The sequence below is a fragment of the Natrialba magadii ATCC 43099 genome (assembly GCF_000025625.1).
Classification (GTDB): Archaea; Halobacteriota; Halobacteria; order Halobacteriales; family Natrialbaceae; genus Natrialba; species Natrialba magadii.
Genome location: NC_013922.1, coordinates 2709300 through 2733943, shown reverse-complemented (window position 1 = coordinate 2733943; position 24644 = coordinate 2709300). Strand labels below are relative to the sequence as shown.

General features: G+C 63.0%; 25 protein-coding genes. 10 read left to right on the top strand and 15 right to left on the bottom strand.

The features are described from left to right. Positions 1–48: 48 nt before the first annotated feature. The 3 genes from purS to NMAG_RS12745 all read right to left on the bottom strand — a co-directional run bounded on the left by purS (position 49) and on the right by NMAG_RS12745 (position 2089). Complete coding sequence (gene purS, locus NMAG_RS12755; protein ID WP_004215112.1) at positions 49–300, bottom strand: phosphoribosylformylglycinamidine synthase subunit PurS; 252 nt, start codon at positions 298–300, stop codon at positions 49–51. Between the two features lie 97 nt (positions 301–397). After that, on the bottom strand, positions 398–769 hold the full coding sequence (locus NMAG_RS12750; protein WP_004215113.1) for a rhodanese-like domain-containing protein: 372 nt from the start codon (positions 767–769) through the stop codon (positions 398–400). 24 nt (positions 770–793) lie between these two features. Continuing rightward, positions 794–2089, bottom strand: a complete 1296-nt coding sequence (locus NMAG_RS12745) for an FAD/NAD(P)-binding protein (protein ID WP_004215114.1) — start codon at positions 2087–2089, stop codon at positions 794–796. 205 nt (positions 2090–2294) lie between these two features. On the opposite strand from NMAG_RS12745, the gene NMAG_RS12740 reads away from it, so the two are divergent. Further along, positions 2295–2774 carry an SHOCT domain-containing protein gene (locus NMAG_RS12740; protein WP_004215116.1) on the top strand — a complete coding sequence of 160 codons (480 nt, stop codon included), beginning with the start codon at positions 2295–2297 and terminating at the stop codon, positions 2772–2774. A gap of 20 nt (positions 2775–2794) precedes the next feature. Here NMAG_RS12740 and NMAG_RS12735 read toward each other — a convergent pair whose 3' ends face one another. Then, complete coding sequence (locus NMAG_RS12735; protein ID WP_004215118.1) at positions 2795–4087, bottom strand: polysaccharide deacetylase family protein; 1293 nt, start codon at positions 4085–4087, stop codon at positions 2795–2797. Between the two features lie 378 nt (positions 4088–4465). Here NMAG_RS12735 and NMAG_RS12730 point away from each other — a divergent pair, with 378 nt between their 5' ends. Then, positions 4466–4711, top strand: a complete 246-nt coding sequence (locus NMAG_RS12730; RefSeq protein ID WP_004215119.1) for a hypothetical protein — start codon at positions 4466–4468, stop codon at positions 4709–4711. Between the two features lie 53 nt (positions 4712–4764). On the opposite strand, the gene NMAG_RS22155 is transcribed toward NMAG_RS12730, so the two are convergent. Both NMAG_RS22155 and NMAG_RS22150 read right to left on the bottom strand, forming a co-directional pair. Further along, positions 4765–4956, bottom strand: coding sequence for a hypothetical protein (locus NMAG_RS22155; RefSeq protein ID WP_160165657.1), 192 nt, complete (start codon positions 4954–4956; stop codon positions 4765–4767). 166 nt (positions 4957–5122) lie between these two features. After that, positions 5123–5446, bottom strand: coding sequence for a hypothetical protein (locus NMAG_RS22150; RefSeq protein WP_004215120.1), 324 nt, complete (start codon positions 5444–5446; stop codon positions 5123–5125). Positions 5447–5527: 81 nt separating this feature from the next. On the opposite strand from NMAG_RS22150, the gene NMAG_RS12725 reads away from it, so the two are divergent. Together NMAG_RS12725 and NMAG_RS22145 are read left to right on the top strand one after the other, a co-directional pair. Then, positions 5528–6478, top strand: a complete 951-nt coding sequence (locus NMAG_RS12725; RefSeq protein WP_012996704.1) for a formyltetrahydrofolate deformylase — start codon at positions 5528–5530, stop codon at positions 6476–6478. 200 nt (positions 6479–6678) lie between these two features. Continuing rightward, positions 6679–6852 (top strand): DUF7556 family protein, encoded by a 174-nt coding sequence (locus NMAG_RS22145; protein WP_012996703.1) that lies wholly within the window; start codon positions 6679–6681, stop codon positions 6850–6852. A gap of 118 nt (positions 6853–6970) precedes the next feature. Here NMAG_RS22145 and NMAG_RS22470 read toward each other — a convergent pair whose 3' ends face one another. Beyond that, positions 6971–7165, bottom strand: a complete 195-nt coding sequence (locus tag NMAG_RS22470) for a DUF2267 domain-containing protein (protein ID WP_335330917.1) — start codon at positions 7163–7165, stop codon at positions 6971–6973. A 398-nt stretch (positions 7166–7563) separates the two neighbouring features. Between NMAG_RS22470 and NMAG_RS12715 the strand changes: the two genes are divergently transcribed. Further along, positions 7564–8877 carry an acetamidase/formamidase family protein gene (locus tag NMAG_RS12715; protein WP_004215125.1) on the top strand — a complete coding sequence of 438 codons (1314 nt, stop codon included), beginning with the start codon at positions 7564–7566 and terminating at the stop codon, positions 8875–8877. A gap of 84 nt (positions 8878–8961) precedes the next feature. Here NMAG_RS12715 and NMAG_RS12710 read toward each other — a convergent pair whose 3' ends face one another. Beyond that, positions 8962–9165 carry a hypothetical protein gene (locus tag NMAG_RS12710; RefSeq protein WP_004215127.1) on the bottom strand — a complete coding sequence of 68 codons (204 nt, stop codon included), beginning with the start codon at positions 9163–9165 and terminating at the stop codon, positions 8962–8964. 152 nt (positions 9166–9317) lie between these two features. Continuing rightward, complete coding sequence (locus NMAG_RS12705) at positions 9318–10337, bottom strand: phosphoribosylaminoimidazolesuccinocarboxamide synthase (protein ID WP_049939283.1); 1020 nt, start codon at positions 10335–10337, stop codon at positions 9318–9320. A 214-nt stretch (positions 10338–10551) separates the two neighbouring features. On the opposite strand from NMAG_RS12705, the gene NMAG_RS12700 reads away from it, so the two are divergent. Continuing rightward, positions 10552–13146 carry a methyl-accepting chemotaxis protein gene (locus NMAG_RS12700; protein WP_004215133.1) on the top strand — a complete coding sequence of 865 codons (2595 nt, stop codon included), beginning with the start codon at positions 10552–10554 and terminating at the stop codon, positions 13144–13146. A 31-nt stretch (positions 13147–13177) separates the two neighbouring features. On the opposite strand, the gene NMAG_RS12695 is transcribed toward NMAG_RS12700, so the two are convergent. Beyond that, positions 13178–14401 carry a PQQ-binding-like beta-propeller repeat protein gene (locus tag NMAG_RS12695; RefSeq protein WP_004215135.1) on the bottom strand — a complete coding sequence of 408 codons (1224 nt, stop codon included), beginning with the start codon at positions 14399–14401 and terminating at the stop codon, positions 13178–13180. A gap of 114 nt (positions 14402–14515) precedes the next feature. Here NMAG_RS12695 and cofH point away from each other — a divergent pair, with 114 nt between their 5' ends. From cofH to NMAG_RS12675, 4 genes are all read left to right on the top strand, one after another. Further along, the gene (gene cofH, locus NMAG_RS12690) at positions 14516–15895 is read left to right on the top strand and encodes a 7,8-didemethyl-8-hydroxy-5-deazariboflavin synthase subunit CofH (RefSeq protein ID WP_004215137.1); all 1380 of its coding nucleotides are present in this window, start codon (positions 14516–14518) and stop codon (positions 15893–15895) included. A gap of 76 nt (positions 15896–15971) precedes the next feature. Beyond that, a complete protein-coding gene (locus NMAG_RS21675) occupies positions 15972–16358 on the top strand; it encodes a hypothetical protein (RefSeq protein WP_012996701.1) in 387 nt (128 codons plus the stop codon). A gap of 280 nt (positions 16359–16638) precedes the next feature. Continuing rightward, positions 16639–17625, top strand: coding sequence for a S49 family peptidase (locus tag NMAG_RS12680; protein ID WP_004215140.1), 987 nt, complete (start codon positions 16639–16641; stop codon positions 17623–17625). Beyond that, a complete protein-coding gene (locus NMAG_RS12675; protein WP_004215141.1) occupies positions 17622–18665 on the top strand; it encodes a DUF4350 domain-containing protein in 1044 nt (347 codons plus the stop codon). Before NMAG_RS12680 ends, NMAG_RS12675 begins: the two co-directional genes overlap by 4 nt. A 48-nt stretch (positions 18666–18713) precedes the next feature. On the opposite strand, the gene cofG is transcribed toward NMAG_RS12675, so the two are convergent. The 5 genes from cofG to NMAG_RS12650 all read right to left on the bottom strand — a co-directional run bounded on the left by cofG (position 18714) and on the right by NMAG_RS12650 (position 24637). Continuing rightward, positions 18714–19883 (bottom strand): 7,8-didemethyl-8-hydroxy-5-deazariboflavin synthase subunit CofG, encoded by a 1170-nt coding sequence (gene cofG, locus NMAG_RS12670; protein WP_004215143.1) that lies wholly within the window; start codon positions 19881–19883, stop codon positions 18714–18716. 140 nt (positions 19884–20023) lie between these two features. Next, a complete protein-coding gene (gene solA / locus NMAG_RS12665) occupies positions 20024–21163 on the bottom strand; it encodes an N-methyl-L-tryptophan oxidase (RefSeq protein ID WP_004215144.1) in 1140 nt (379 codons plus the stop codon). A 157-nt stretch (positions 21164–21320) separates the two neighbouring features. Continuing rightward, the gene (gene cofC / locus NMAG_RS12660; protein WP_004215145.1) at positions 21321–22031 is read right to left on the bottom strand and encodes a 2-phospho-L-lactate guanylyltransferase; all 711 of its coding nucleotides are present in this window, start codon (positions 22029–22031) and stop codon (positions 21321–21323) included. A gap of 289 nt (positions 22032–22320) precedes the next feature. Then, on the bottom strand, positions 22321–23499 hold the full coding sequence (locus tag NMAG_RS12655) for a tubulin/FtsZ family protein (protein WP_004215146.1): 1179 nt from the start codon (positions 23497–23499) through the stop codon (positions 22321–22323). 208 nt (positions 23500–23707) lie between these two features. Continuing rightward, positions 23708–24637, bottom strand: a complete 930-nt coding sequence (locus tag NMAG_RS12650; protein WP_004215147.1) for a complex I NDUFA9 subunit family protein — start codon at positions 24635–24637, stop codon at positions 23708–23710. Positions 24638–24644 lie beyond the last annotated feature (7 nt).

Genomic DNA, 24644 nt, shown 5'->3' with positions numbered 1-24644 from the left:
CTCGGTGGTGTGACCGGCGGTTTCGATCAGTGTGATAGAGACCGTCATCTACCGTTCGTCGACCTCCACGTCGTAGTCGTGGATGGTCGGGTTCGCGAGCAGCCGTTCTGCCATTTCGTCTGCACGCTCGCGCGCGGCCTCACTCGAGTCCGCCTCGAGATCGATCTCGAAGCGGTCGGCCGAGCGCAGCGAGTCGAGTTCGAAGCCGAGGCGCTCGAGGGCCTGTTTCGTGGTTTCGGCCTCGGGATCGAGGACGCCGTGTTTGAGTCGAACCGTCACCGTCGCGGTGTAGGCGGTCATCACCTGAAACCCCGTAACCGTGCTCAAAAACGCTTTCGGCTTTGGTCCGTGATACACGTTCGTGGATATGTGTTCGGAGTGCCAGACAGCCGCAGTGTCACGGGAGCACTCGGCGGACGAGCGAGGAGAGTCGATACCCGAGCGATCCGTTCTGGTAGCCGTTCCATCGTCGCATCCCACCGGCGAGCGTGGCCGCCTCGTAGCCCTCTTCCTCGAGGACGGTCGTCGCTTTCCGTGCGACGACGCCGGCTTTGCAGACCGTGACGACAGTCTCGTCTGCTGGAATCTGTGACAGCGACTGGCGGAGTTCATCGTCGTCGCCGCGGCGCAGGTCGTTGTACACTGGAACGTTCTGACTGCCATCGATGTGGCTGCGCTGGTACGTTTTTCGGGGGCGAATGTCGAGGACGTATGGCGCTGTCCCGTTCGACAGGCGATCGTCCAGCTCTGCCGGATTAATCTTGTCCATAGAGTACAATACTCGGTAGGCACACTAAACGGTGTGGGTTACCGTTTTCGTCGGCTCCCCGTTGCTAGCAGCGTCGACGGCCATCGGTACTGACTCCGTCAACCGGTCAGCCGCTCGTCGGGCACCAGCGATGTTCGCTGCGAACGGGCCAACGGTTCCCGCTGCCAACGCGCCGGTGACGAACAGTGGGGACTGCGTCCCATCAGTCCGCATCCAGGCGAGTGTCTCGTCGTCCAGAACCGCCAGGCCGCGATGGCCGCACTCGAGTGCAAACTCCTGTACGAGTCGGTCGACGAAGGGGTGGTCGAACACCGGTTCGAAGCCGGTCGCGAGCACGACGCGGTCGCCGGTGAGACAGCCATCGTCGGCCAGCAGCAGCCGTACGCGTCCCGCTGTCGTCCGAGCGGAGCGAACCGTTCCCTGACGGAGTTCCAGCGAGCCTGCGTCGGCCGCCGACTCGAGTTGTTCGACGACCGTTGGGGGGACTGTCCCATCGTTTCGCGCGGCCTGAATCGTGTCGTATCGTGCCTTCGACCCTGGTGGATGGCGGTGGAGGTGGCGTTCAATGTGGTTCCAGTTGATCCAGTGTGGGTCGGCTTCGATGGCGGCGGTCTCGAGGTCGTGTCGCGAGAGGAGCGTGGTATCGGCGCTCTCGGCGGTCATGGAAGCAGGTGCATCATCGTGCTCAGCGAGACAGCGCGCGAGTTGGGCTGCGGTGACGCCACCGCCGACCACAATTGTGTCTCCCTCCTCGTCTCTGGCCTGAACAGGGTCGAACTCGTCGTCCCAGACGTGCGTTATCGACTCAACACCGTCGGCCCACCCCGGTCGCCGATAGCGGTCGCCAGGACCGATCGCGAGGACGCACGCTTGCGTGCGGATCGACCCTGTCCGGTCTGCCCGGTCGGTCGTCTCGACGACGAGATTGCCGTCCGGACCGTCGCGGCGGATCGACGTGACGGAGGCCTGCTGGTGGAGTTCGTCGAGACCTGCCCGGCCGATAACGAATTTGGCGTAGTCGAGGAAGAGCGACAGCGACGGCCGGCGCGGATAGCTCGGTCGCGCCAGAAGTTCGTCCTCCCGGTCGCGCGCCTCCGCGAAACTCTCTAGGCCGAACGGATCGGTACCCACGTGGTGGACGAACGTCGACCGCAGTGCATCCATGTCACAGGCGCGAGCCTTCTGCCGGAACGACTCGAGTAGCTGCTCGTGTGGATCGACGATGCAGAGATCGTCGCGCGTAAGGTCGGTATCGTTGAGGAGCCGCTGGCAGCAATACGTGCCATGGATACCGCCGCCGACGATGACGCACTTGTACATCGACAGCTGCTACGTGGCGTTATTATTTTAATCCACTGCATTATTAACTACTGCTATTGGGTGTGGGGGTGTTAGTACTCGACTGTCGAGAAACGACACCATACCAGCGTGTGGATGGAGTTGCCACGCGAACGATGGCATTTTACTGTTGTGTTCCGAACAGGACGGCATGAGCGGAGCGCGGACTACGGGCAGGTCGTCACCCATGGCGGTTGCCATTCTCCTCGTTGCACTGCTTGCGGCGTTTGTCGCGCTCGTCGTGATCGACTCGTCGGTCGCAATCGTTCTCGGGATTATGGTTCTCATCTTTGGCGGTGACTTGCTCCGTGATCTCACTTCGGCACTCACTGCGCCCGCGCCCGAGTCGGACGTTTCCGTCGACGAGGGAGACGATGGAGCCGCCACCGACCCCGAAGACGCCCTCGAACGGCTCCGGGTCAGGTACGCCGACGGCGAACTCTCCGACGCCGAGTTCGAGCGCCGACTCGAGATACTCCTCGAAACCGGCTCTCTTGGCGACGCTGAGCGATACCTCGCGAGCGACGATGCCGGCGAAGCGTTTGCGGACGACAGTGGACGTGGACATGGGAGTGGGAATAGACATGGGCGTGCACGCGGACGCAATAGTAGCCGCTCGAAGACCGAGGGGCACTCGAGTTCGGAACTCGAGCGGTCGACCGAGTGAGAAGTGGACAACGATCCGTCTCAGTAGACGTACTCGTCGGCCATCTCCGCGGGCGTGATCACGTCCAGTTCGCCCGCCGCCGCGTGCGCCTCGATCCGGGAGAGCGTTTCTTCGAATTCTGTCCGTTCGTTCTGACTCGAGAGTCGGTGGAACGCGAACGTCGTGATCCCGTTCCACCGGACCGTTCGTTCGAGCGCCGCTGTCGCCTCCTCGGGGGTCGGGTTGGTGAGCACCGAGCACCGGTGGGGGTTCCTCGCGAATCCCTGAGCGGACGAGTGTCCCGCGAACGCGAGATCATAGTTCTCCCGGACGAGTTCGGATGCCGCCTCGGAGTACTGGGAGTAAGGATACGCAAAGAAGCGGCCCACGTCGTCGTACCCTTCGTCGGCGAGCCACTCGACGGGGTCGACGACGGCCGCTTCCACCCGATCCGCGTCGGCGGCCTCGAGGTGCCGGCCAGCGGCGGCCTGGACGCCGATCGTCCACCCTTCGTCGGCGAGTTCGCCGACCTGCTCGCGCGTGAGGCGGTCGTCTTCGGCCGACTCCCCGCCGCGGAGTCGCTCAGGCGGGACGAACGCGGCCGCCGGGATGCCGGTCGACGAGACGCGCGACAGCGCGTCGGTGTAGTGTTCCTCGTAGCCGCCGTGGAACTGGAGCAACACCTTCCCCCGCTCTGGTTTGGGAACGAAGTGGAAGTCGTCGACCCACTGTCGCCCCTCGGCGTCGCCACCGAACCAGCGGATGACCTGAAGGACGACGACCTCGCTCAGGTCGGGATCGCCCCGCACGCGGGTGACCCCGAAGTTGTCGTGCGTGAGCGACGTCCCACCCGGAAACTGCGTGCTGTACTCGAGGTAGTGGGCGTCCTCGTCCTGCAACTGGATGCGTACCACTCCCTGGTCTGTGTCGGTGGCCAGGGCGAGTCCAGGGGCGACATCCCGGACGTCGATAGGTTCGTCCAGTCGGCGGCGGATCCGGACCTGGCCCTCCGACTCCGGCGACGACGTCAGGAGCGCACACTGCGTTCCGTCGTACGAGCGGCTCCTGTCCGCCTCGAGGAAGCCGATATCTTGCCACTCCCACCACTCGTCGAGATCCTCGAAATTGTCAAACGACCCGGCCAACTCCGGGTAGTCGTCCTGCTGGTCCGATCCGTTGGGGTCGTCGGTAGCGCCGTCGGTCGATTCGTCGCCGTCGGTCGATTCGCTGCCGTTGCGATCGTCGTCGGCGTCCGGTTCGTCCGCTCCACTGAGTTCCGTACACCCGGCAAAAATAGTCGCTGCGCTCGTCGAGAGATACGTTCGTCGGTCCATCGTTTCATCGAACGTACATCCTGGGTCGGTCGATTGTTATGTGCGACGTATCTCGACCGTGCACGGTCGTATCCTGGCAGTACACACCAGCAACTGGGTCGGGCGAGGAGGGCGCGGCGACCAGTGTTCGAATGTCGGTCCTGCGGCCGTTATCGTCGTCTCGCTGCCTCTCCATGGAAGACTTACTCGAACAGCGTTGAACTCGGAGCGTCGTCACCGTTCGCGGGACGAACGTCCCTAGTCACTACCTATCGCTCTCGTCGGCCGAACCGGTTCGGCTGGCTGCCGTGTGAGGGCAGTAGTCACCGATCTAGACGATCTGCAACAGTATTAATAATTTTGGAGTAATGGATAATAACTACTAATAGGGGTCGAGCTATGTTGTTAACCAATGGACGATTCGATCCGGCGGTTCGTGCGGAACTCGAGGCGTGTCTGCTCACGGTCGAGAAACTGGCCGACGACGCGACGTACGAGGACCGATTCCCGACGTTCGAGGTGCTGGCGGAGGACGAGGAGTCCCTGGACGACGCTCCAGCAGACGAACAGCAAGACGACCGAGCCGAGGAACAGTCCGTGTCGAGCACCGACGGGGACGCAGAAGAGATCGGCATTGCAGAGTGAACACGCACGAACTGAACGAGGGGTAATTCAGTGACAGATAACGATACAGATAGTCAGGCCGACGCACAGTCATCGACAGCATCATCACCCTCATCATCCCCGTCATCGTCGTCGCCACCGGCCTCGTCACCGGCGCGATCTCCGTCCGCTGCCGACGGGAGCACAGGTGGGGAGAACGGCACCCAGCGGGACGAGTTGCGCGAGGAGAAATGCCACGAGGAACAACTACACGAGGAGACCGACATCTCTCCGTGTTATCGGGCGTATATCGACCAAACTGACCGCAGCCGAGCCGTCTGCACCATCTACTCCGAATTCAATCCAAGCACGGCCCGGGACACCTGGATCAGGGCTGTCGGTGACGCCTTCGCCTCGCGTGAGGAGTGGCGATAGCTGACCAGATCGCTGTAGCTACGCCCGCACCGATACGACGCACTCGACGAACTCGCCACCAATGGCGACCGAACCACCCTCGACGTCATCGTCCGCACCGACAGCCTCCGTGGCGAGTTCCGCCACCAGGCACTCGAGTACGTGGCCAACTGTCAGGCGACGGCCGAACTCGAGTTGTTCGCCGAGGAGCGGACGATCGAGTGTTCGTTGTGGCGACGAGCGGTTGCAGTGGCAAGCGGTTGCAGTGGCGTAGATGGCACTGTGGTGGGGACAGGCAAGATCGGACAGCGGTGGTATCGAATCACTCGCAGTGGCGCTGCGGAAAGCAGGACTTTTAGCCACCCATAGACTGAGGTGCGTACTGATACTGATGCTGATGCTGATGTTGACGACCCGACGAACGCTCGAGCGGAGGTGGCCACGATGACGACAGACGTGACCGAAATCACGGTGATTGGAGACGACGACACTGGGCTCGTCGCCCGTGTGACGAGCCTCCTGTTCGAGCGCGGGATCAACATCGAAGACCTCGATCAGGCGGTTCGCGACGACGTCTTCCGTATGTACCTCGCCGTCGATACCTCGGAGATGGTCTGTACCGAGGAGACGCTCCGCGAGGATCTGCACGAACTCGGCGAGGACCTCGGTCTCGACGTGCAGGTTCGGTTCCCTGCCGACCGAGAGACCCAGCAGATCGCCGTCCTCGGAACGAAGGAGAGCCATTGTCTCGAGGCGCTGTTCGAGTCCTGGGCAAACGATGAACTCGGTGCCGACATCGGGGTCGTCATCGGCAACCACGACGACCTCCAGCCGCTGGCCGAACACTACGGCGTCCCGTTCCACGATATCGGCGACGAGAAGGGCCAACAGAACGAGGAGCGCCTGCTCGAGGTCCTCGCGGAGTACGACGCCGACCTCATCGTGCTCGCACGCTACATGCGCATCCTGAGTCCGAACGTCGTCTTCCGCTACGAGGACCGAATTATCAACGTCCACCCGTCGCTGCTGCCGGCGTTCCCCGGTGCAGAAGCCTACCGACAGGCCGTCGAGGAGGGCGTTCGCGTCGCCGGCGTCACCGCCCATTACGTGACCACGGACCTGGATCAGGGGCCGATCATCACCCAGCGTGCGTTCGACGTCCCGGACGATGCCGACGTCGACGAGATGAAACGCCGTGGCCAGCCACTCGAGGCGGACGCGCTCCTCGAGGCGGTCAAACTCCATCTCAACGGCGACGTGTCGGTCCACCGCGGGCGGACGACGGTTCGGGAAAACGGCACGGGCTACCAGCTCGGCCTCCCCGCCGAAATCGACGAGGTGACGCCCGACCGGCCGGTTGACGGCATCGGAAGCGTCGTTGCAGACGATCACTAATACACAACGGCTCGTACTCGAGTCCGAACAGTGAACGGGATGGATCTGTTGAACCGTGTGTCACTGAACCTGGTGCAACTGTTTCGAAACTGAGTGAATTAATACCCAATTGTTTCGCTATTTCGACTCACAGTTCCTGGACTGCTAGCCATAGGTTCTAATCCGAAACGTTCATCATTGCGTGGGAATGATGTGCAAACATGCCTCCCAGAACGGAGTCACGTGGTCGGCAGACGGGAACTGACCCCGACGTGGTCGCCGCGGTCGACGAGATCGACGGCGAGGTACAGTTCATCATCGCCGATATTGCTCGCGACGACGCGTGGCTTTCGGCGACACCGTCGAGCGCCGCCGAACTCGAGCAGTGGCGGTAGTTCTGGATTGATTCGTCCGCGTTGACGCCCGCGGTCGTGCTGTTGCGTGCTGTTGCGTTCTCTTGGTGCTGTTGCGTTACCTTCATACACTCGTCTCAGCCAGTGTTCGCGGACGTCACTACTCGTGCTCGTCCTGATCCACAGCCACACCCTCGAACAACGACTGGAGCTCTGAATCCAGCTGTGCGATCAGGTTCTCTCGTTCGCCCATCGTAAGCGAGGCCGCGATTGCATCCGTCACGGCCTCAGTACAGCGCGCTGCATCATCGGACTCGAGTTCGCTCTCTTGCAGGCGCTCGCCGACGCGGTTCATGGAATCGTCTCGGTCGTTGCCCACGCCGTCGTGCTCTGTGTCCGCCAGGTGGTCAGCGAGTTTGGACGGGAACTAACGGGCGACACCTTCGGCCTGCCCGCCAGTCCAGGTCTCTCGGAGGGTGTCGAGGACGGCCGCGGTTGTGGTTTCGGTTCGCGTCTGGTGTCGAGGTGGCTGCGTTCTTGAACGTAGCCGTAGAACTCGTCGGATTGCACGTGTGGGTGTTCACGGGACAGGGACACGAGTGTCTGAGTTTGGTACTCGGATGCAAGGTGTGTTCTGGATCGGTCGGTATCGGCCGTCTGACGGCGTAATCGCAACTGTGCGTGCTACTTGTCTGTGTTTGCGTGTGTGCTACTGTACGTTTTATCGTCGTCAGCCCCATACTATGTCATGGCATGTCACAACACGAAATCAAGCAGACAATTTCTGTCGATCAGTACACGCGCGGTCTCGTTGGGCCGGACCAGGAGTGGACAGGCACTGTCGCCGACGGCGGAACGATCGAGACGTACACGCCGCCGGCGTGCTGGGGTCCGATGATCACGCCCGAGTTCCGCGGCGGACACGAAGTCACGCGACCGATCCGTGTCGAGAACGCAGCCGTCGGTGACGCCGTCGCACTAACCATCCGAGACATCGAGGTGACCAGTCTCGCGACGAGTACGGGGACGATGCGTGAGCGCGAGGGCGCGTTCGGAGACGACCCGTTCGTCGACCACCGCTGTCCCGAGTGTGGCACTGAGTGGCCCGAGTCGGTCGTCGAAGGGACCGGTGAGGACGCGATCCGCTGTGCGGAGTGCGGCGCGAACGCCTCCGCGTTCGGGTTCGAGTACGGCTACACCGTCGTCTTCGACGAGGACCGTACCGTCGGCGTCACCATGGACGAGGGCGGCGCTCACGAACTCGCCAAAGATGCCGACGACATGATGGACATCCCCGAGAACTCGCGCCAGCACCCGATCTTGCTGTACGAACCCTCGGAGATGCCCGGCACGCTCGGCCGCCTGCGTCCGTTTATCGGCAACGTGGGGACCACGCCACCGGTCGAACTCCCTGACTCGCACAACGCCGGCGACTTCGGCCAGTTCCTGCTCGGCGCCAATCACGACTGGGGACTCGAGAGCGAGGCCGAACTCGAGAAGCGGACCGACGGTCACATGGATATCTCCGAAGTGCGCGCCGGCTCGACGCTCATCTGTCCCGTGAAAGTCGACGGCGCGGGCGTCTACGTCGGCGATCTGCACGCGAACCAGGGTGACGGCGAACTCTCCTTGCACACGACCGACGTGAGCGGCACCGTCACGATGGATGTCGAGGTGATCAAGGGACTCGAGATCGACGGCCCGATCCTCCTGCCGAACGAGGAGGATCTGCCGTTCATTAGCAAACCCTACAGCGACGATGAACTCGCAGCCGGTCGCGAACTGGCCGCCGCTCACGGGGTCGACCTCACGGACGATATGGGTCCGATCCAGGTCATCGGAAGCGGCGCGACGATCAACGACGCGACCGAGAACGCGTTCGACCGGGCCGGCACGCTGCTCGACATGACCGAGGGTGAGGTTCGCGGACGGTGTACGTTCACCGGCGGCGTTCAGGTTGGGCGGTTGCCGGGCGTCGTCCAGCTCGATATGCTCGCTCCGATGGAGCGGCTCGAAGAACAGGGGCTCGCACCGCTGGTGCGTGAGCAGTACGATCTGGACGGCTGATAACACATCGCTACCGGTCTTGGCTCTGGAACCGCGACCGACCGAAAAATCAGCGAGCAGACAACCGAGTCGGCGTCAGCGATATTAGTCGGCTTCGTTGGTGTTCGTCTCGAGAGCCGGCCCGCCGTGTGGGGCGGTTTCCGACGAGTCGCCGGAAACGACCGGGGCGAGTGCAATAAACACCATTGCGACGACGAAGACGACGAGCATTACGCTCGCAACGACTGTAATACCGTACGTTGGGTCGAACGGGGCGATACTTGATGCGACGCTCGTGGAAAACGTCATTTGCGCTCAGTAACTGTTCGTTATTCGGTGCATATGAGGATTACTGTCTCGATCGACCACCGGCAAGATCGGGTGCGCTATAGTCTGTGTCGTGCCATCACACAACAAAACTGTGCGGCCACATCTGCGTTCAGTCTCGGTCGTGGGACGCGTTACAGACGTTGGACAGCGCCGATCGCCGACGAGAGCGGCGGCGCATCGAACAGTTCCTGCCCAGTGTAGGCGTTGGCCCCTGCACAGTACATGTTCCGGGCAGTAGTTAGCACGTCCTCGTCGAGCGGCTGTGGATCACGATCGCACAGTGACTTCCAGTTCGCGACGTTCTCCTGTTTCGCCTCGGCCTTCGCGGCCTTGACCGCCTGCACCCACTCCGGCTGCGTTCGCTTGTGGTGCTGGCGCAGCACCTCCTTCGAGAGCTGGGTCCCTTCGTAGCTGAAGCGATTCTCGTCGAAGGTGCCAACGACGTCTGCGACACGGATCTCACCGTCGTAGTAGAGACACTCGATCTTGCCGTCCTGATGGGTCAGTCCAGCCGACTCGGCCTGCTCGGTAATGATCCGGTTGACCTCGCGGGCGAGATCCGCGAGCGCATCGATGTCAGCGCGGCCGGCGATCGCGTCCGCCTCCTCTCGGGTGAGATACCGGTCGCTCTCCTCGTACTTCGTGGAGAACTCGATAATCGGCTCGTCGAGGTCGACCGCCCCCTCCGGCCAGCTATCGAAGTCGAGGCCGTGGTCCTCGGGCGCGGTTCGACTACGAAGGCTCGAGCCGATCGGCACCTCGTTGCGGAAGACGATCTCGAGTGGAATCAGATAGTTGTGGCCGGCAGCCTCGTGGTAGTGGTCGTAGTCGTAGTCTCGACCCTCGTTTGGTAGGTCGGGAACCTGCGTGAGGTCGATCGCCATCTGCCAGGGCGGGCGAGAGGCGTCGGCGAGCCGAATGACCTCGCCGCCCTCGATGACGCCGCGGTAGTGGGTCGCGACGCCTTCGGACTCGAGTAGCTCGAAGTTGTACGCGCCCATGGTACAGAGGCTCGCCCCCTTCTCGGAGATCTGGTCGGGCATCTTCCCCCAGTCGAAGACGGAGTAGTCGTCGGTGAAGACGAACAGGCCGCGACCGAGGTCGGTTTCGGTCGCTTCCTCGTCGATCTGGAACTCCTTGACGCTCGTCACGTTCGCCACCTCACGCTGGTACGGGACCGGTCACCGTCGTCCATATCTCAGATGCCGCGTTCGTGGGTCAAGAAGGTTTCAGTATCGGGTGGCGAGGCGGACAGCCCAGCGACGAACCGGTTGGTTTGTCTGCATCTTCCTGTCATAGTCCTGTGTTAGTATTGCTCATGATGGGCCACAAGCACTTTTCCATGGTAGCGGCCACGTTCAGGAAATGAAATCAGTGCGGACGGAAACCCTCTCAGAATCACTTGGAAATTTGCTCCCCGATCGGATTCGCCGGAGCTACATCGCGAAGTTCAGCGTGGTCGTCCTTGCGGTTTTCTTTTTGACTGTCGCCGTTGCCGTCTTCTTCCACGCCGGCATCTCCGACGAGATGACGAGCGACGTCATGTCGGACATCGACCAGTCCGCTGACGATCAGGCGCTGGCGGTCAGCACCTGGATCGAACAGAACGAACAGCAGACCCGCATGCTCTCTGGCTATCCAGCCATCATCGCCGGTGATGACGACGAGATTTCGGACGTACTCGAGTCCGAACTCGAGTTCGCCTCGGACGACGTCCACTCGGTGAGTTACATCGAAGGCGAGACGATTCAACAGAGTACGGACGAGAGCGCCGTTGGGACCGATCTCTCGGCACAGGACATGGAGATCCACGTGCACGAAACACGACGCAGCGGCGGCAGCACCATCACCGAACTCGACTACGACCGGCTGGTCGAGCGCGACTTCGACTCGAGTTACACGGACACGTACGAGCAAGATGGCGTCCCCGTTGTGTCCTTCTTGAGTCCGGTCGAGGCGCCAAGCGCCGCTGTGGACGGGGACGAAGCCCAGGCTGACGAGCACATCACAGCTCAGGATGACACGACACGGCTCGTGATGATCACTGCAGATGTCTCCGTGCTCGCCAACGACTTCTCGACGCCAGTCGACGGCGGTTACACGCAGGCGATCGATCCCGAGGGGAACGTCGTTCTCGCGCCGAACGAGTCGACGATGTTCTCGGAGTACCGTGACGGCGAGGGCGAACACATCATGACCGAGATCGCCACCTACCGAGCCGGTGTCACCGAGGACGACGAGTACGACGAAGTCGTCGGCTACGCGCAGGTTCCGAACACCGACTGGGCGCTCGTCACACACGCACCAGCGACGGAAGCCTACGACGTCGCCGACACCGTCGCGAACTCGCTGATCATCCTGATCGCAATCGCGTTGAGCGGCTTCCTCGTCATCGGGGCGACCATCGGTCGCTCGACTGCGAACGCACTCGAGGACCTCGAAGACCGAGCCACGGCACTGTCGAACGGCGATACCAGCGTTACAATCACTGACGACGGTCGAATCGACGAGGTAGGACGAGTCCGCGACGCCTTCGAGGGCATCCGTCAGTATCTCGAGACCGCGGCCGCGCAGTCGACCGCTGTCGCGGAGCAGGAGTTCGATGACTCGGTACTCGATAAGGACGTTCCCGGTGAACTGGGCCGGTCGCTGGAGGCGATGCGCCACGATCTGGAGACGTACATCGAGGACATCGAGGACTCCCGCGCGGCAGCCGAGGCATCCAAGGAGGAGGCCGCCGAGGCCCAGCGCCAGGCCGAGGAGATGGCTGACCGACTCGAGCAGAAGGCAGTCGAGTTCGGGAACACTATGACCGCAGCAGCGGACGGCGACTTCACGGAGCGCCTCGACGAGGACGTGGACAACGAGGCGCTCGCAGAGATTGCAACCTCGTTCAACGAGATGCTCGACCAACTCGAGTGGACGATCGTCGACATTCAGGAGTTGGCCGAGGAGGTCGACGACGTGAGCGCGGACGTAACCACGCGCGTCGAGGAAATCGAACGTGCGAGCGGCGAGGTCAGCCGCTCCTCTGAAGAGATCGCGACGGCCGCAGCGGACCAGAGCGAGCGCTTCCAGAACGTCTACGGCGAGATGAACGAGCTCTCGGCGACGGTCGAGGAAATCGCTTCGACGGCCGACGACGTCGCACACGTCTCCAATCAGGCGGCAGACAGCGCCACGGAGGCGAGCGAGGCGACCGACGAGATCCAGTCGGAGATGGCCGAACTCGAGCGCCGTGCCGACGCGATCACCGAGCAGGTCGAACAGCTCGACGCCGAGATGGGCGAAATCAGTGAGATCGTCGACCTGATCGACGACATCGCGGGCCAGACGAACTTACTCGCACTCAACGCCTCCATCGAGGCCGCAGGGGCCGGTAACGAGGGCGACGGCTTCGCGGTCGTCGCAGACGAGGTCAAGTCCCTCGCGGAGGAGACCGGCGAGGCGACCCAGGAAGTTGACGAGCGGATTACGAGCGTCCAGCAGTCCGTCGAGGAGACGGTGACGGAGATCGAACGGATGCGTAATCGCGTCGAGGAGGGCAGTGCTGTCGTCGAGGACGGTATCGAAGCCATCGACGAGATTACCGAACAGGTCGAGACGGCAAACGACAGCATTCAGTCGATCAACGACGCGACCGACGAGCAGGCCCGCGCCAGCGAGCGCGTCGTGACGATGGTCGACGAGGCGACCGAGATCAGCGAGGACACACGCGACGAGACAGAGACCGTCGCCGCCGCGGCCGAGGAGCAGGCAGCAACCGTCTCGGAGGTCACCGCGGGTGCGCAGTCGCTCACCGAGATGGCCGACGAACTGCGCGGATCGCTGGCTGTCTTCGAGGTGGATGCTGACGTCGGTCGCTCGAACACGACCGGGGCAGAGCAGATGGTTTCGTACGACGAGACGACCGAATTGGCCGAATCGGCGGGATCACCGACAGCAAGGACCGACGAGTAAGACAGCCGCTTGCAGGCACAGTCGTTTCGACTCACTCGTGCACCGGTACTCGATACCGGTTCGTTCCGACCACTCGTCCGGTGGTGAACAGTGACCGACCCGTTGTGACAATTCCTCTGTACCGTTCATCGGACGGCCAGCGACCACATTGGTCGTCTCCCCGGTTGTCGGCGAGCAGAAACGATCGGTACTGCTCGCCCGTTGTCCGGTCGAGTTCAGTATAGACTCCGCGCTGGTCTACGACGGCGATCCGTGTGTCCCGCTCGTCGAGTGCTGCGACCCGGGCGTCACCCTCGTACCGCCAGGATTCAGACTGGTCAGCATCGTACGCGGTGACGGTTCCACCCAGGTCGCCGACGAGCAGTTTGGTATCGGTGGCATAGACCGCCGAACCGAACGCGCCGTCACGCTTCTCGGCGTCGACAACTGCCGGCGGACCAGTGGAGAGTCGTTCGATGATCCGTCCTGTTTCTGGATCGAAACCAATGACTGTGCCGTCCTCACGGGGTACCCAGACGGTCTGGGAGAATACGACTGGGCTGGCGTTCCAGCTGAGCGCCCCCTCCAGCTCAGTCTGCCATTGCTCCGCTCCCGTCTCAGGGTCGATACCGAGTGCGTTGCCGTCCTCCGTGACAGCGATGACAGTGTCGCCCTGTCTGGTGAAGCCGTTCGAGATCGAGCCGTCGACCGCGACCGACCACCGGAGTTCGCCATCGGTTGCTGAAAGGCCGACGACGTAGCGGTCGTCCTCGAGACGGTCCTCGCTGGGTTCGTTCACCGATGCAATAACGGTCTCGTCGTGGACGAGCGTTATTACCCCCATGCTGCCGGTGCTGTTGTTTCCAGCGTCGAACTCCCACTGCAAGTGGCCGGTGGCCCGGTCGAACGCGAACAGCCTGTTTGCGCCGGTCGAGACGAAGACACGATCGGCTGTCGGGCACGGCGTGCCGAACCCACCTTCGAGGTCGCGTCTGGCCACCCACTCCGGTTCGCCCCGGGTATTGAGTGCAAGTAGACGAAACGGTCGCGTTCCACCTATCCGGATTAGGCTCTCGCCACCCCCGACGAAAACCGTTCCGTCGTCGAGCACTGGTCGTGACCAGATACCGAACTCTGACTGGGTGTATTCGTGTGTCGGCTCGAGTTGGTCCGGACAGTCCACCCCGCGGCGGCGAGAGAGCCAGTAGCCGCCACCAGCGAGTGCTGCGCCCGTCCCAATCGCACCCAGGAGTCGCCGTCGACTGCGGGAGACCATACGCCGTTGTCCGTTCAGTTCGTTGAATAGTTTGTGAAACAGAACTAGCACAGTACCGCCAACATACCCCGCGTTCCACCACGTTTTTCTCACTGTGCCGGCATTGATACGCCGATGGAGCGTCCGGTAACCGAGGCGGATCTGGCGTTCGAGCACGTTCCCGAAACCGACCAGTCGTTCGAGAACGCGCTCGCGAAGGCACGTGCGGGCGAGCGACTCACCGTCGACGACGCGATCGAGTTGCTCACCACAGGGTCGGACAGCGACGGGATCGACCGGGCGCGAAAGGAGTTGGTACTCGAGGCGGCCGACAGGCGACGGGCCGAGGTTGTCGGCGAGGAGGTCACCTTCGTCGCGAACCTGAACAACAACGTGACGACGGCCTGTAACGTGGGCTGTCTGTTCTGTAACTTCAAGGACGCCGCACACACGTTCGAGCGTGGTGCAGACGTCGAGACGGCTGGCTTTACGAAGACGCCCGCAGAGTCGCGCGAGGCCGTCGCCGGTGCCGTCGACCGCGGCATCTACGAGGTGACCTCTGTCTCTGGGCTCCACCCCGCGTTCGCGCTCGACGAGGAACACCTCGAGATTCTCGACGCACACCCGAACCCGAAGGAAGTCAACTACAAGCCGCCAGAGCGCTACGCGACGGCTCCCGGTACCTACGCCGAACAGCTCTCGGCGATGAGTGTCGACGGCGTGCACGTCCACTCGATGACACCCGAAGAAGGCTACCACGCCCGCCGCGGCACGGATTGGTCCTACGAGGAGGTCTACAGCCGGCTCAAGGATGCTGGTCTCGATACGGTTCCAGGCACGGCCGCCGAAATTCTCGTCGACGAGGTGCGAGACGTGATCTGTCCGGGAAAGATCACCACAGACGGCTGGCTCGAGGCGATGACGGCCGCCGCAAACGTCGGCCTCGGGCTCACGGCGACGATCATGTACGGCCACGTCGAGAACGAGGCCCACCGCGCGATGCACCTCAAACGCGTCCGCGACCTGCAAGAGCGCGTCAACGGTGCGATTACGGAGTTCGTCCCGCTCTCGTTCGTCCACCAGAACACGCCGCTGTTCGAACACGATGTCGTCACCGGCGGTGCAAGCACCGACGAGGATGAACTGATGATCGCCGTCTCGCGGCTCTTTCTGGACAACGTGGAGCACATCCAATCGTCCTGGGTCAAGTACGGCGACGAACAAGGGTTGAAGATGCTCAACTGCGGTGCAGACGACTTCATGGGAACAATTCTCTCCGAGGAAATCACCAAACGCGCCGGCGGCGGCTACGGCGAGTTCCGCTCAGTCGGCGAGTACGTCGAGATGATCTCCTCCATCGGCCGCGTGCCGGTCGAGCGCTCGACGGATTACGAGATGCGCCGCGTGATCGATCCCGAGCACGCGGACCCACCGCTCGGCCCCGAACTCGGCCCGAAGGCAGACGGAACGCCGCTGCTCACGACCGATGAGCGCCGTGTTTCGGCGGACGACTGAGCGACGCTGCGCTGTCGGAGGCGTCCGAACAACTGTGCGGGATGGCTTTTTGATCCCGTCCGCCGTCTCGGCGAGTATGAATCATCTCGTTCCGACCGACGACGGCGACGGTGACGGTGACGGTGACGGCAACGGCGACGACACCTGGCGACTCCCCCAGCACGCCCATATTGTCGTCTACGAGCGTGAGCAGGGAGCTGGCAGTGAGCCATCCGTCGTTGCCGAGAACGATAGCGACAGTGTCAGCGATAGCGACGAAACCAGTGACAGCGACAGCCGTGGCCTCCTCACAATCTACGACTGTGGTGCCGCCCAGCAACCACCGAGTGCACAACTCCTGGGGACACTCGAGTCCGTCGACGCGAGCGCGGTCGTCGAACCCCAGCCGACGGGGCGGATCGTGAAGCTTCGCGAGGAAGCGGTACTCGAGCGCCAGCCGGCGGACCGGTATCAGATTCGCTGACGGCCAGTTAGTCCGACACCGCTCATCGATACGCCTGGTTCGGCAACAGTTGCACTCACCTATCGTCGCGCACGCAGTTTCAGGGTTGGAAAACACCCGTCGGGGTCTTTTATAGTCGGCTTCCCAGTCTTGCCTGTCCGATGGGAACAGGACGCGGCGCCCGCCGTGGTGGCGCGTCGCTCGCTTCGCCCTGTCGGATAGAGCCATCTCTTCGTGAAAATTCTATCCTATTTATAGCTGAATTTTTATACCAGTAGTCCCGACTGTCAGCCACAGTGGAATGACAGGAATACTCGCTGCCGTTCGTGATGGCCTCGGAGCGATCGCGCGGTCATACGTGACGGTCGTTGTCGTCGCCCTCCTCGTTGGTGCGGCGCTTGCACCGGTCGCGTGGGGTGCCGCAAGCGGTCCGGATGGCACTGTTGCCGTTATCGAAGTCGACCAGTCGATTACCGAAGCATCCGCCGCCGACATCACGGCGGACCTCGCAGAAGCCCGCGAGAACGAGTCCATCGACGCCGTCGTTCTCGACGTCGACAGCCCCGGTGGCGGTGTGACCGCGAGCGAGCAACTCTACCTTGCAGTCGACCGAACCGCCGCGGAGATGCCGGTCGTCACGAGTGTCCAGTCGATGGGCACCTCTGGTGCATACTACATGAGCGCACCGACGGACGAGATGTACGTCAGTCCGAGTTCGACCGTCGGTAGCATCGGTGTTCGTGCAACACACCTCGACTCGCCGCCGATGGACGGCGAGGTTACGACGGGTCCGGACAAGGGGTCGATGACCGCTGACCAGGTCAAAGACCAGACCGAACAGATGAAACAGACGTTCCTCGGCTCTGTACTTGAGCACCGCGGCGACGAACTCGAACTCACCGAGCGCGAACTCTCGTACGCGAAGGTCTACATCGGAACGGAGGCCGTCGAGAACGGACTCGCAGACGAAATCGGTGACACCGAGGTCGCAATCGGCGCGGCCGCAGACCGTGCCGGGCTCGACGACTACGAGGTCGTCAGGATGGAACGCGAGGCCGCGCTCGGAACGGGAGTCGTACTCGAGAGCGGTGAGTCGGTCGACGCGGGTTCAGAGCCACACGTCCACCCGCAGACGTTCGGCCAGTACGGTGACGTGACGACACCGGCGTTTCTCGCACTCTGGGGGAGCGTCGAGGGTGAATCCGTGATTGCCGATACGACTACAGCGCCGGCGGAGACGCCGTCACTGGACGCGTCGGCCGAGACGGCGGGAGGTGAGACACCGTGAGCGCAGGCAACGACCACCGAACGCGACTCGCGCTGTTCGTGACCATCGTCGTCCTCTCGGTCGCTGCGGTTACTGCGGCCGGCTTCGTCACGGATCAGGGCCAGACGGCCAAGCCAACCGTCGATCAGGCGCACTTCCAGCCCGACGCGGTCGACGTGGACGAACTCGACCGCGGCGGCGAAATTGCGCTCGATTCGACGGGCTCGCAGACAATCCTCATCGACGTTGCACACGGAAACGGAATCTCTGAAGCCGACCTCCAGCCCGTCGTCTCGGCGCTGACAGCGGCTGGGCACACTGTTCAGTACCACGAACTGGAAGACGAGTTCGCCGAGAACGATCCGGCTGACCTGCGCGCCGATCTGCAGGAGGCCGACGCCTTCATCGTCGCCGAGCCGACACAGCGGTACACGACCGGTGAAGCCGAGGCCGTCGCTGACTTCGCCGATGCGGGCGGTCGCGTCATGTTCGCTGCCGGTCCCGGCGGCGACGGTGTCGGTGCACTCGTCGACGACCTTCTCGGTGGTGCAGCGGCTGACGCGGGCGGCCAGGGCGAGTTCGCTGCCGTGACCTCACCGCTCGGCATCGCCTACGGCACCGGCTACCTCTACGATATGGACGGCCCTGGCACCAACTACCGGACGATCGATGTCTCGCCAGCGGCCGAGAACGACCTCACCGACGGCGTCGACCAGGTCGTCCTCGACGGCCCGACACAGGTCGCCTCTGAGGGACAATCGCTCCTCGAGACGAGCGAAACGGCCGAGCACTCAGAGAGCCGCGACGCCGGCGTCTACTCCGTCGCCGTCCAGCACGACAATACGGTCGCCGTCGGCGACACCGGCTTCATGTCGAGTCAGAACTACAACGTCGCCGACAACGAGGTCTTCATCGCGAACCTACTCGAGTTCCTCGTCGGCGGGCAGAAAGAGCCGGGAGCGCCGAGTGCGCCCGATGATGCCGACGAGGGTGCGGATGACGTGAGCGCCCCAGAACAGGGGGAGTTCGATCCTGACGGTGCGGCGACGAGTCAGCCCTGAGACGCTGATTTTCTCTCTTTTACTTGCTTCTCGCTGTCTCAGCCCAACCTACGGTGAGACGTTCGTCTCCTTCGTATCGATCGTCGCCGTTCCATCGAGGACCGCCCGATATCGCTCGCCGGCGGCGTCGTCTGCCGTCAGCGCCGCCCGAATCCGTGGCGAGATCCACTCGCCGTCCTCCGCGGGCGTCCCGCCGAACGTCTCGGTCCGCAGTTCGTCGTCGAGGAATCGCTGGTAGACCGGCAGCCGCTCGCGAAGTGGGAGTCCCGCGTCGCTCGCGATCGACTCGAGTTCCCGCAGCGCTGGCCAGCTGTAGTCCGGGTTGATGTGGTCGTCTGTCACCGGTGAGACGCCCCCGAGGTCGTCGACGCCGCAGTCGACGAGGTCGCCGGCGGCGGTCAGGTTCGGTGGGACCTGTACCGAGACTTCCTCGGGGAGGGCGGCTCGTGCCATCGCGGTCACGCGGCGCATCGTTTCCAGATCGGGCGAGCCGTCGGTCCAGCGCTCGTTGTTCGTCACGGGCTGGACGATCACCTCCTGAATGTGGTCGTAGCGCTCGTGGAGGTCGCGGATGGCGAGCAGGCTCTCCGCGCGGTCGCGCCAGTCCTCGCCGATGCCGACGAGAATACCGGTCGTGAACGCCACGTCGAGCTCGCCCGCGTTCTGGAGTGTGCGCAGGCGCTGGCCGGGCTCCTTCCGACGCGGCCCCGCGTGAGCGTCGACCTCGGCCGTCGTCTCGAGCATGACGCCCATGCTGGCGTTGACATCGGCGACGGTGGCCATCTGCTCTCGTGTCTGGTCGCCGGGATTGGCGTGTGGAAGCAGGCCCGTCTCGAGTGCAACCTCGCAGGCGGCCCGCAGGTAGTCGTGGATAGAGTCGTAGCCCCACTCTGCGAGCTGGTCGTGAATCTCGGTGTAGCGGTCGTCGGGGTCGTCGCCGAAGGTAAAGAGGGCTTCCGTGCAGCCGGCGTCCGCGCCGCGCTCGCAGATGTCTCGAACCGCCTCGAGTGAGAGCAGAGAGGCCTGTCCAGGTGCGTCGAAGTAGGTGCAGTAGGTGCAGGTGTACCGACACGCGGTCGTCAGCGGGACGAAGACGTTTCGCGCGAACGTGAGCTCGGACGGCGAGTCGACGTCGTCGGGCTCGACCGACAGCAAGTCCTCGACTGCGTGCTCATCGATCGACAGCTCGACGCCGTACTCGCTCGCGCCGGGGATCATCGTTTCGACATGGGGTGGGCGGGTGGTAAAGGATTTCACTTCGGTTGGCGGTGGCGCTGTTCGTGCTGTGTTCGTTTTGTGTTCGTTTTGTGTTCGCGCTCTGTTCGCGCTCTGTTCGTGTCGTGCTCCGTCTCGACGTATCAGACCCGGCCGTCCAGCCGATGCACGTCGATCGGAAGCTCCGTATCGCCCTCGGTGACGAAATCCGCCAGCACGTCACCAATCGCGCTGACGAATTTGAAGCCGTGGCCAGTGAATCCCGCGGCGAACGAGACGTGTGGATACTCGGGGTGTGTATCGAGATAGAAGTGGCCGTCGGTCGAGGTCGTAACGAGACAGGTCGCCATCCCCATCGTTCGATCACTCCCCGCATCACCCGCGAAGTGGCCGTCGGGGAGCTGTCGCAAGAGGTGTTCGTCCTGTATCGTTGGCTCGTCTTGCCAGTCGTTCGGATCGACGACCTCCGTTACGTCCGGGCTGCGGCCGAACTTGAACCCCGGCCGCTCGGCCGTCGGGAAACCGTAGAAGTTGCCCTCGGGCACGTCGACGCTGAACACCGGGAACCGGTCCGGGCTGAAGTTCGCTGGCTCCTCCGGCTGGAGCCAGATCATTACCCGCCGCTGGGGTGAGAGGTGGTTCTGCAGCACGTCGAGCTGGTTTGCCGCCCAGGCCCCGGCCGTGATCACGAGGTGGTCCGCCTCGTACGTGTTCCGATCCGTTCGCACCGTCACACCCGACTCGCGTGGTTCCCAGCTTCGCACGCGCTCGCGAGCGCGAACGACACCGCCGTGTTCGTGCGCCTGATTCACGTTCGTCGTAATCACCCGCTCGCAGGACAGAAACCCGCCATCTGGCTGGTAGACCGCCCGATGACCCTCCGGCAACTCGAAGGCCGGAAACCGCTCTCCCAGCTCCGTGCTGGTCAACAGCTCGTGGTCAACCTCGTTCGCCCGGACGGACTCGAGTGCAGCCGCCACTAGCTCCCCATCTTTCGGGCCGGCGTGGACCGAACCGGTGGTCGTCAGCAGGTCGGTGCCGGACTCGGCCTCGAGTTCGCGCCAGCGCTTGTGTGCGTGCTGGGCGAGCGGGACGTACGACGGGTGTTCCGGCTGTGTCAGTCGGAAAATTCGCGTTTCGCCGTGCGAGGAGCCCCGCGTGTGCGGAATATCGTATTGTTCGAGCCCGAGAACGTCGACACCTCGTTTCGCGAGGGTGTAGACGGCTGCACTGCCCATGCCTCCGACGCCGATCACGATTGCGTCGTACGAAGTCTGTGTCACTCTCTCACGTGATGTGTGCGAGAGCAAAAGTCTTCACGTCGGATCGGTTCTTGCAGCCTCTTGTGGGTTCTTACAGCCCAATCAGGTGTTGTTCGAACAGGCCCAATCAGGTGTTGTTCGAGGCCATATACGCATACACACACAAACAGACTCGCAGTCAGGAGCGATCTCGGGCGACTGTGACTCGCCCGTCCGTCGTTTCGAGTTCGAATCCCAGTTCCCGGAGTCGTGTTGCGGTCCGGCTCTCACCCCCATCGGCCGCTGTCTCTCGGCCGTGAATCAACACCTCGACCAGATCCGCCGGTTCGTCCACGTCGGTCCCGAGCCGAAACGAGTCGACGGACTCGAGTGGCGCGCCGATTTCGGCAGCGTGCTCGCGGTGGTCGAGGTAGGACGCGCCGTGATAGTCGACGCGGAAGTCGGGGTGGCGAACGACGAGAGCGTTCGTCCCGCCGCCGCGGCCGGGGGCGATGGCGACGCCGTCGGCAGCGCCGCTGGCGAACAGGGTCGACAGCGCGGCTGGTGTCGCGAGCGCGAGGTCGGCCATTACGATCGCGACCGGCTCTTCGGCGGCCTCGAGCTGGGCGTTGACCGCAGCCGTCAGCGGCCGGTCGTCGACCGTGACGGGGATGTCGCTTGCGGACTCGAGTCCGGGAGGAGTCGTCGACGGCAGGTCGTCACAGGAACAGCCGTTCTCGAGTGAGAGCGGCGACGTTGAGAGAACGGTCGGGACGTGTCCAGTCGCCGTAATTGCGCTGAGCACGTCCGCGAGCATTGCTCGCGCGAGCGCCGTTCGCTCCGGGGGAGACAGCACTTCGCTGAGGCGCGTTTTCGGCGTGTCGGCGGCGAACGGGACGACGACGTGCATCTGGTTACGGTTGTCAACGGGTGTGGAAAAGAACATCGAACTCCCGGATCAGGCCGGGCAGTCCCACTTCGTGCCCCCCGACACGAAAGTCTGATATCGGCCTCGTTCCGGTCGTTCGACCCGCAGGTCGTCAGTTCGTACGGGTATCGACTCGACAGCCGTCGAGTCATCGGCTTTAGTTCGAGACGCACACTCACACTCACACTCACACTCCCGCGATGTTCGCGTCTCTTGTACGGATTGCGTCTCGATTCGCCAGTGCGACTGAAACGATATCGCTGCAAACCGCCTAGAACAGCGGCTCGAGTTCGTCCTCGTCGTCTTCGACGAGTTCTTCCAGGTTTTCTTCGCTCTCTGCCTGGATGTCGTCGATGTTGTCCTGCGCTTCGATCGCGACCTGCTGGAGTCGCTTGATGCGCGGGACGTTGGTGACACCCGAGAGCAGGATTGCTGCGGCGACTTCCGGCTTCTCACGCGGGTAGTCACCGCCGCGGACTTCCATGCTGCCGGTTTCCTCTTCGAGCCACTTGCGCCCGCGTTCGATGCCTTTCCGGTTCAGATACTCCGAGGGACCACCGAGGACGAGCAGCGCACGCTCGGTGCCTTCGATCTCACAGGGGAGTGTGAGCCGACCGAGTGCGGCCTTGCGGACGAGGCTCGTAATGCGGTTGGTCGTGTTCGCGGCGTCGAGGTCGTCCTCACCGCTGCCGTCGCCTGTAAAGCGAGAGAGCAGTCCGCCGCCGGTGTTGAGGTCGACTTCCTCGCTCGCGAAGCCAACAGTCGAGACGCCACCACCGGAGAGCGTATTGATAATCTCCGAGGAGTCGACCACGCTCTCTGCGACCTCCTGGTCGCCGCTTACCTCACCAGCACCGAAGAGGAGTCCGAATCGTCGAACGATCTCTTCGTTGATCTGCTCGTAACCGCCCTCGACGGACTCGCCGGTCTGTCGCCAGGAGTCGTTGTCGAAGACGAGCAGGTTGTCGACCTCGCGGACGAACGTCTGGAACGATCGTGCCGCGTTGAGGGTGTAGATACCACCCTCGTCCGTCCCTGGGAGAACACCAAGACCGTAGACGGGAATCGTGTAGATTCGCTGGAGGTGCTTCGCGAGAACCGGAGCTCCACCGGACCCGGTTCCGCCGCCCATTCCAGCAACGACCAGGAACGCGTCGACTTCGTGCGTTGGAATCGCGTCGATCGCGTTCTGTACCTCGTCGATATCTTCCTCGGCGATTTCCGCGCCGAGCTCGTTGTCTGCTCCGACACCGTGGCCCTTGACGCGGGCCTGACCGATGAGAACGCGATTGTCCTGTGGAATCCGTTCGAGACCCATCAGATCCGCCTTCGCAGAGTTCACAGCGATCGCCGCACGGACGATACCGCTGTTAGTCCGATCGTCGTAATCGAGGAATCGATCGACGATTTTGCCACCGGCCTGTCCAAATCCGATCATCGCCAGCTTCATACTTTGTCAGGGGGCTCCGTTGAATTGGACCAGAGCGATTAGGACTATAAGTCTTTCTATGAAGTGAATTTCTTGCATAATTCTATATCACCATAAATCGATAGACGGGAGCGGGATCGAAGAAATACCTATACTATATTCAACATCTACTCATTGGCTACTTGACGAATGATTGGACGTAGCACGATGGGAGCCGACAGCCGCCGTGTTATGCGAGCGGGCGGCTCTCCTCGCGGGGTTCTCCCGGCCGAACGCCGAGATACGAACCAAGTGTCAACAGGACCTCTGGCTCGACCCCAAACGCCGTCACGTCGTTCTCTGTGACCGTGTTATCGAACTCGAGTGACTCCCCCTGCTCGGTGCCAAAGGGAATCAGCGGCAGTGGATCGGCGACCGCGAGTCCGAGCTTCGTCAGCGCCATCGGAATCGGCAGAATCGCCACCGAGCGCCCCTCGGCCTCGTAGACGAGTTCGGTCGCGTCGGCCAGGGTGACGATCTGTGGGCCGCCGATCTCGTAGGTCTGTCCGACGTGGGTGTCGTCCTCGAGTACGTCGGCGAGCATGGGGGCGAAGTCGCCGACCCAGATCGGCTGGAAACGCGTTTCGCCGCCGCCGGGAAGTCCGGTCAGGTAGGGTGTAGTTAGCTGCTTGGTGAACTCGAGGAACTCTGCGCCGTCGCCGAAGACGATGCTCGGGCGGACGATGGTCCAGCCGAGGGCTGCCTCGCGGACGATTTCTTCGGCGCGGCCCTTGGCGCGGATGTAGGGCGTCGGACCATCGGGGTCAGCGCCGAGCGCACTGATCTGGAGGAACCGCTCGACCTCGCCCTCCTCGGCGGCACGAACGAGGTTTTCGGTGCCGCCGAGGTGGACCGTCTCGTGATCCGTCCCGCTCGGTGGCTGGTAGAGCGGCGAGAGCGAGACGAAGTTGACGACGGCGTCGTGGTCGGCAACGGTGTCGACGATTGTATCGTAGTCGCTCACGTCGCCACTGGCCAGATCGACCTCGTCGGGGAGGTCGGCCGCGTCCTCGCTCGTTGGGTTTCGAGAGAGGGACGTGACCTCGTGGCCACGCTCGACGAGTTCGGTGCAGAGATGGGAGCCGATAAAGCCAGTGCCGCCGGCGACGAGGACCTTCATAGCTGTT